We start from the raw sequence: 6,751 nt of genomic DNA, 5'->3' as shown, positions 1-6,751 counted from the left end.
ATCACTCAATTTATTCAAATTGGGATTTATAAATTCCAAAAGTATTCCCGCTAAGAGGAGGAAGCATAATCCTATCAGGCCATTTTTTATATCTTCTTTTGCTTGACTAATGGCTTTAGAACTCCCACCGGAAGTGTACCACTTTATTCCCGCTATCAGTATCTTTATGAAAGCGGCTATAGCGGCAATTATATATACAATGGTGATAAATCTTTCAAATAGTTTATTAAAATCACCATAGCTTAAAGTCGCTCCAGCTCCACCTATGAAGGGAATTCCCTGTTCTAGTTTATAGGAATTAATATCAGCTAAGGTTATTAGGGGCAAGCTAAAAATAGTCAGTAGCAGCAAGGTGATAACAAAATTTTTATTTTTTTTTCGCATTAAAATATTGAAAAATTAAAAATTAATTAATTGTTAGCATTGTTTTTTCTAGCTAAAATAGCTTCAGGGTCAGAAGTAATCACTTGCTCCTCGCTATAAGAGGAAACTATTTCTATGGGGACATGCTGATTACCAACAAAGAAGAGCCCCGTCCCTACATCTGATTGCAGAAGGATACTCTGTTCCACCTCGGTAAGGTTAAAGGTTTTGGCAATAATATCAATAGCTGCGGGAGATTGCTTTAGAAGCATTTGCAGAGACGAGTTGGTAATAATGGGTTTGCCATATTTATTGGCCAAAAAATCTTCTACGTCTTGCGTAATGGCCGTAATACCCAAATAATATTTGCGCGAGCGTTTGGCTATCCCATAGAGAAAAGATGCGCTTTCATCATATTTCATAAGATACCATGCCTCATCAACTACCAGGATTCTCTTTTTTAGCTCAGAACGAATCAAATTCCAGATGTAGTTGAGAGTCATATACATAGCAATAGGGCGAAGTTCCTCTTCCAAATCGCGGATATTAAAGACAATCAAACGATTGCCTATTGCTATATTGGTAGGTTGGTTTACAAATCCCGCAAAAGTGCCCTTAATATACTTGTATAGTTTGGCCGATAGCTCCTCCCCACCCGTAATGGTGTTTAAAATAGTGGCCAAGTCTTCTAAAAGGGGTGGCTCTTTACCCGTAAAGTCGCTATCGGGATAAATATCTCTAGCGGCGTAAGTTTGGTATATGGCTTGGTCCAAAAGGCTTTCTTCTATAGGCGTAAGTGCTCCTACCATAAGCTTTATTAGCCCAATAAGATAAAGCACATGGCTTCTAAAAACTTCCTCAGTAGTTTCATCTTCCCTAATAATAGGCAAATCAAAGGGATTGATATGCTCGGAAGAGCCGATAGAAATCTTGTAAAAACTCCCGCCAAAAGTTTCCGCTAAATATTGGTATTCATTTTCTGGGTCAATAACAATAACTTCTGTGCCAAGAATTAATGAGCGAATAATATCTAATTTAGCCGCATATGACTTACCTCCGCCAGCCTTAGAAAGGATTATCATATTAGCATTCTCTAGGGAAAAACGATCAAAAATTACTAAACCGCTATTTTGGCGGTTGACCCCATAAAGAATCCCAGAATCTCCAGTTAAATCCGAGGAAATGAAGGGGAAAATAGTGGAAGCGGGGGAAGAATTTAAGCTGGTATGGATAGAAAGCCGGTCTAGGTTATAAGGGAAAGTAGACTCCAAGCCCTCATATTGTTGGAAAATAGCTGGTTTAAGGTAGATGAGTTTATCTTCTAGTAGGTTTACTACCACATCCTCCGCCTTTTTTAACGCTTCTGGGCTATCGGCGATTAAAGTGATATATATTCCCACCTTAAATATTTTTTCTGTTCCCTGGGTAATAGAATCTCTCAGTGTTTCTATATCTTGAATAGCTGTTTCTAAGACAGGGTCTCTTACTAATCCCTTAGAGGCTTGCTCGTCTATAGTTGCCTGGACCTTGGCTGATTGGTCCCTTAATTTTTTTAAAATTACGCTGTTATCTACGGGGTGGAAATAAATAGCTGCATTTAAGCTTACTCCTAAGTTAATGACAGGGTTGAACCAATTGGGCACCAAATACCGAGGATAGGTTAAAACAAACAATGTTTTTACATATTTATCGCCTAGCTTTATTTGATTTTGAAGGATTTCTAAGCCAGCCGGAGCTATCAGACTTTGAAAAGCCTTCTGGCGGTCTATATAGGTTTGATTAGGATTTTGTTCGTCAGCCATTTTATTCTAATAAACTATCGGGAATATTAATATTGTTTTTTTCAAAATCAGAAGGATTATATAAATTGTAAACCAGAGTTGTCGCTTCCTCAGTGCTTAGAGGGCGGGCTTCTAGACCCATGCGTCCCAAGGAAAAAATTACATTGTCTTGGCGCACCAAAAGCTGTTGGCTATAGCGTTCGAACTCATCAGCGCTTAAGACCGTAGTAGCTGTAAAGGCTTCACGATTTAAATTAAGTACTCTATTCATTAAATTCTTGATCGTGGGAGCAGCCTCAGTAGTAGCTGGGTCAAAGGGGATTACTATATAGTATTCATGTTTTATAATATTGTTACTAGAGGTGATATCGGTGATAAAATTTATATATTCTTCTCCCCCCTCTCTGTAATAAGGGTTTTCTTCCTTGCTAATTATACCTCGGACATTTTCTAAATAATGGTCTATATTTAAACGCCTATTTAAAGCTACTATTTCCAAAGAAAAATCCAGGCTGTTTAAAAAACTTTGCCAACTGCTCAAGAGTTCGTTTTGGTCTTCGCTGGATTTTAATTCGAAATTTACCCCTCTTACCTTTAAAAGAGAACGCATGCCGCCGTTCTTTAAAATAATTATGCCTTGTCTAATCTCGCTTACTGAAATTAAACTTTGGCTAGGAGCTAATTCTTTATCGCCTACCATAACTTATTTGCTTTTGTAAATATAATTTTTAGGATGCCAAAACTGCTTAATAATTCCAGGAAGCACCTTAGAAAAAGGCAGACCGCCTACCTTTAAAAAGGCCAAGGATAACGATAAGGCCCCTACCAATATAGCCAAAATAGCAAAGATAAAGCCGTTCGTAACTATAAAGTGAAGGAAAAAAATAATTACCCCGCCTATGACTATAAAAATCAGCTGCCCCATATTAAAAAAGCTGCTGATTTTAGGGTCTTCTTCTATAAATTGCGGTACCTGATATCTGTCCATAAAAACAATAAATTTATATAACCAAATATTTTGCGTTTTACTAATAGAAATATGCCAGGACGGCCAAACACTTGATGCAGGATATGGAATTAAGTTTAACCTTATAGCAATAGTATACTTCAGAAGGCTAGCTTAAATCTATCACATGAGGATTTTTGTTTGTTTCTTTGGGGTTTTGGTTGTTTTTATTAATGTTTTCGAAAGGGTCGTCCTGCGGTTTGGGTTGTTTGTTATAAACAATCGGTTGAGGGCGTGTGTTCGTTTCCTCCTCTGCGCCAGCGGTTTTTCTTTCTTGGCTAATGCCTTTAGCTAAATTAATAATATCGTTATCAATCGGCTCTTCCATTATAGCATTGCTTTTCAGGTTTGACGATGATTCGGTGGAGCTAATTATTGAACTTGTAACCGGTTCACTCTTGGCTCTGTTATATTTTTTTAATTTTGGCTTAGGCTCTTCGCGGAATTCGGAATATTTGTCTGGGTGAGCAAGGGTATCCCTCAACGTTCCTACTATGGGGGGCTGGTTTGTCTTCTTTTGAGCCATGGCATTCAATAACTTGCTATAGTTTTTATCTTCAGGAATTTTTTGGCTATTATTCTGTATAAATTTTAAATGGCTCTGAGCTATATTTTCTTTTATGGTAGTCTCTTTTGGTTCGGCTGTTTGGGCATCCACTGTGGCCAAGGTGCTTGAATTGGCAGTTTCCTCCTTGTCTGTTAACCCAGTTCTTTCTTCGGCAGGGGCGCCTTCCATATCATCATAATCACCGTTTATTTCTGCGGAAAGCATAGGATTTAATGGTTTAGGAATTTCTTCCACTGGCTCATTGTTGGAAACGTAGAGATTTAAATCTTCCTTTTCTACTATAGGGTTATTGTCTTTTAAAATCTGAGAGAATTGCTTAATGGTTTGACTGTCTTGCAGAGCCAAAAGATTATTGTTTCCTTCACCGCCTAAAACAGCCGCTTGGTTTACTTTTATCTGATTGCTGCTAAGAGAGTTTATTTCTTTAATTGGTTCATTTTTTAATTCTAGCCCTTCCTCTTTTGTAGTTGCTGCTATATTTTGGTTTTCGATTCTAGGGGCTGGGGCTATATTTTCTTCCTGGTCAGATTTATTGTCTTCTTGGGCATTTACCCTTGTATCATTTTTAGCTCTGTCGAACATATCTAAAGGGTCAAAGTCTTTGTTTATATTTATTGGTGCTTGCGCAGGGATTTTTGTTGCCTGAAAACTTGGGTGAATTACCTCATCCTTCTTAGACGCTTTTACAATGGGCTGGTCTTTACCACTGATTTTATTGATGGGTTGCGGGTTATAGATAGCATCAAAAATTTCTTTTAGAGGGTCCAAGAGTTTTTGTTGCACTAAAGTCAAAACAATCGTATATTGTTGCCCATTTAACAGACAATCTTCCCCAAGGGTATGGATAAATTCTGTTGGAGAAATATCCCCCCATAAAAGCGAGGTTAAAGCATGGTCAACTAAATCCAGTTGTTCTTTTGATAATTTCCCAATCGTGCCAACATTCCCTATTAATTCTGTGTATTTATGAGAATAGTAAAAATTTTTTATTCTATTTTTTTCTGTAGTTATATCCATTGATTAATAAGCCATTAAACTACTAATTATAGCTACTAATTGCTCTTATTCTTCGTTGGGATTACCAAAATTATCTTCGCTTTCATCATCATCGGTGTTATTTTTCCCTGCTGCACTGCCGCGCCCCCTTCTAGGAGCCGGCGGCATTCCTGCTTGCTTGGTTAGCGCTTCAACGAATTGATTTCCATGTTTCTCTTTGGAAGCTTCGGTTATAATCATCTCTTTGGTTCTTTGTGGAGTATCGTTGGAAGCTATTTGTTGGGCCAGTTTTTCTATAAAAACCGTTTTGAGACTCTCTCCATTGTGCGAAGGGTCTTCAACGTCTAAAGCCTCTGTTTTAAGTATTTCATCAACCATGCCGCATATAGAAGGGGGAGGATTATTGGTTATTAAGCCTCTGTAAATAGCTTCTTTAAGCGCTTGGTCACCACCGGGTTCATTAGATTCCAATATGTTGAAGAGGTTCTTGGTTGATTGTACTATGTCGTCAGTGCGATTATTGTCAGAGGCTCTATAGTATCTAAAGGTATTAATGATATCTGATACGTTATCAGTAATAGCAGCCTTTTTTTCCTTCTCTAATTTCTTTATTTTTTCTGGGTCTGTTTCTGTTTCTAATGACTTACTTGCCTTGTTATAATCAGTCAAAGCTTTAAACTGAGCGGCTCTTACGGGTACAGTACTATTAATCTGCTTTTGTTCTGGTTTGGATAATGTCCCGTCTTTAAAGAATTTATCAGTAACTCCAGGGATAGCCTCTTGGGCAGCCGCAGAAAGTTCTTTTCTCTGTTTACTGGGCATTACATTAAGACCAGCAGCCAAATATTTTTGCTCTTGTCGGCTAAGCCTCTCCCCATTTCCAGCCTTTTCAAGTAAAGTCTGTACTTTTCCTTTGTAAGCATCAGGATTCATATTGGCTAGTTTTGCTTCAACGGCCTTTCTGTCCTCCTGCGCCTTAGCTTGAGAAGACTTATTAAAGGAAGAAAGTCTTGTACCCAAAGCGGCAGATAAACCATTCCCCTTACTTAAATTTGTAGCTAAATCGCTAACAGTTTTACTTGTCCCAATACGGGTAGCAATTCCGCTTGCTCCGGCAGCTAGACCTCCAGCGGCTAGTCCAAGCGCCACTTTGCTTGCGCCTTCAGCAGCTGCTTTAGCGGAGCCACCGGCCAGTTCGTCTGCCAAAAGCACTATATATATCAAAAAACCAGCTGCCATAAAAGATGTCATTAGCCCGGACATGAAGCTCATTACCTCGCTACCTCCCGAACTGCTGGCATTAAAATTTTGGCACAACGATTGCAACATTACTGTTCCCAAATACAGTCCGGCAGCCACATAAACACCATAAAAAGTATTTTTAAGAAAAGCTTGTTTCCATTTTTCCCACCATTGCCCCATTCCTTTAGCTGGCAGCAGATAAGCGACCACGGCGAAGGGAGAAAGAATCAGGAGGAACATCATCATAAAACCTCTCTTGATGAGAGAAAAAATAATACTGCCAAAAGCCCACGCAATAGCTATGAGAAGCAGCAGGTCTATTAAAATAGTGATCAAAAGAATCCCTATCGTGCCGCCAGTGGAAGCCCTATTTGAGACTCCGCTGAATATGCCTACCCAAGCGCTAGCTATATTCCCTCCAGCGCTGCTGTATTGAGTTAGATTGAGAAAATATAAAGACAGATAATTCGCCAAATCAATAACTGAACCGGCAATGACCAATGTGAAATTAATCAGTAGGGCAACGACTATAAACTTGGTGATTAAATCATTGATTCTATAGCTCTTCAAGTTTAAAATAGTGCCAATGGCCATGACGACAAGAATGACAGAGAAAACGATATTGACTATATGGACAGAAGCTCCGAATCCGGCAACAACGGCGGGATTCTTGCTTATACCATTCCAAAAACTAGGGTCTATAAAGAGGCTCATAAGGTCCGTGCCCCATTCAATTACTTTGCTTACTAGAGATATAATCCCGCAGTTAATTAATTGAAGAAATTGTTTAAACCA

The 6,751-nt window shown here is 38.7% G+C and carries 6 protein-coding genes; all 6 read right to left on the bottom strand.

The annotated features are described in order from the left end of the window. On the bottom strand, positions 1-384 hold a 384-nt coding region (locus tag PK547_00690; GenBank protein HPR91241.1), incomplete at its 3' end, for a hypothetical protein. A gap of 26 nt (positions 385-410) precedes the next feature. Beyond that, positions 411-2,165 (bottom strand): DUF87 domain-containing protein, encoded by a 1,755-nt coding sequence (locus PK547_00685; protein ID HPR91240.1) that lies wholly within the window; start codon positions 2,163-2,165, stop codon positions 411-413. Position 2,166: 1 nt separating this feature from the next. Next, positions 2,167-2,844 carry a hypothetical protein gene (locus PK547_00680; GenBank protein HPR91239.1) on the bottom strand — a complete coding sequence of 226 codons (678 nt, stop codon included), beginning with the start codon at positions 2,842-2,844 and terminating at the stop codon, positions 2,167-2,169. Positions 2,845-2,847: 3 nt separating this feature from the next. After that, a complete protein-coding gene (locus tag PK547_00675; GenBank protein ID HPR91238.1) occupies positions 2,848-3,132 on the bottom strand; it encodes a hypothetical protein in 285 nt (94 codons plus the stop codon). Between the two features lie 127 nt (positions 3,133-3,259). Beyond that, a complete protein-coding gene (locus PK547_00670; GenBank protein ID HPR91237.1) occupies positions 3,260-4,735 on the bottom strand; it encodes a hypothetical protein in 1,476 nt (491 codons plus the stop codon). Between the two features lie 45 nt (positions 4,736-4,780). After that, positions 4,781-6,751, bottom strand: a 1,971-nt coding sequence (locus PK547_00665) for a hypothetical protein (protein ID HPR91236.1), incomplete at its 5' end; no start/stop codon positions are given.

This window comes from Candidatus Paceibacterota bacterium (assembly GCA_035404205.1).
Lineage (GTDB): Bacteria > Patescibacteriota > Minisyncoccia > UBA6257 > JAVHQB01 > JAVHQB01.
This window is presented reverse-complemented; position numbering and strand designations above follow the sequence as displayed.

Excerpts from the sequence above, each read along its gene's own strand:
- PK547_00685 (HPR91240.1), bottom strand. The coding sequence starts at position 2,165 with ATGGCTGACGAACAAAATCCTAATCAAACCTATATAGACCGCCAGAAG.
- PK547_00680 (HPR91239.1), bottom strand. The coding sequence starts at position 2,844 with ATGGTAGGCGATAAAGAATTAGCTCCTAGCCAAAGTTTAATTTCAGTA.
- PK547_00675 (HPR91238.1), bottom strand. The coding sequence starts at position 3,132 with ATGGACAGATATCAGGTACCGCAATTTATAGAAGAAGACCCTAAAATC.
- PK547_00670 (HPR91237.1), bottom strand. The coding sequence starts at position 4,735 with ATGGATATAACTACAGAAAAAAATAGAATAAAAAATTTTTACTATTCT.